Source organism: Massilia sp. ZL223, from assembly GCF_018119395.1.
In the GTDB taxonomy this organism is placed as follows: domain Bacteria; phylum Pseudomonadota; class Gammaproteobacteria; order Burkholderiales; family Burkholderiaceae_D; genus Telluria.
Genome location: NZ_JAGPWD010000085.1, coordinates 1 through 994 on the forward strand (window position 1 = coordinate 1; position 994 = coordinate 994).

Below are 994 nucleotides of genomic sequence, written 5' to 3' on the forward strand. Positions count from 1 at the left end.
ATATCCGCAGCTTCGGTGACTGGCTTAGCCCCGTTACATCTTCCGCGCAGGACGACTCGATCAGTGAGCTATTACGCTTTCTTTAAATGATGGCTGCTTCTAAGCCAACATCCTGACTGTTTTAGCCTTCCCACTTCGTTTTCCACTTAGCCAATCTTTGGGACCTTAGCTGGCGGTCTGGGTTGTTTCCCTCTTGACGCCGGACGTTAGCACCCGACGTCTGTCTCCCAAGCTCGCACTCATCGGTATTCGGAGTTTGCAATGGTTTGGTAAGTCGCAATGACCCCCTAGCCATAACAGTGCTCTACCCCCGATGGTGATACTTGAGGCACTACCTAAATAGTTTTCGGAGAGAACCAGCTATTTCCAAGTTTGTTTAGCCTTTCACCCCTACCCACAGCTCATCCCCTAATTTTTCAACATTAGTGGGTTCGGACCTCCAGGGCGTGTTACCGCACCTTCATCCTGGCCATGGGTAGATCACTTGGTTTCGGGTCTACACCCAGCGACTGTCGCCCTGTTCGGACTCGATTTCTCTACGGCTCCCCTATTCGGTTAACCTCGCCACTGAATGTAAGTCGCTGACCCATTATACAAAAGGTACGCCGTCACCCCACGAAGAGGCTCCGACTGTTTGTATGCACACGGTTTCAGGATCTATTTCACTCCCCTCCCGGGGTTCTTTTCGCCTTTCCCTCACGGTACTGGTTCACTATCGGTCGATTACGAGTATTTAGCCTTGGAGGATGGTCCCCCCATGTTCAGACAGGATTTCTCGTGTCCCGCCCTACTTGTCGTACGCTTAGTACCACCGTTTGAATTTCGTGTACGGGGCTATCACCCGCTATGGCGCTTATTTCCAGAAGCTTCCACTATTCAATCGACTATCACGTACAGGCTCATCCCATTTCGCTCGCCACTACTTTGGGAATCTCGGTTGATTTCTTTTCCTGCAGCTACTTAGATGTTTCAGTTCGCCGCGTTCGCTTTGCAT

General features: G+C 51.0%; 1 rRNA gene. It reads right to left on the reverse strand.

Annotated elements, in window-relative coordinates:
• Positions 1-994, reverse strand: a 23S ribosomal RNA gene (locus KBW95_RS24445); the annotation flags it as partial.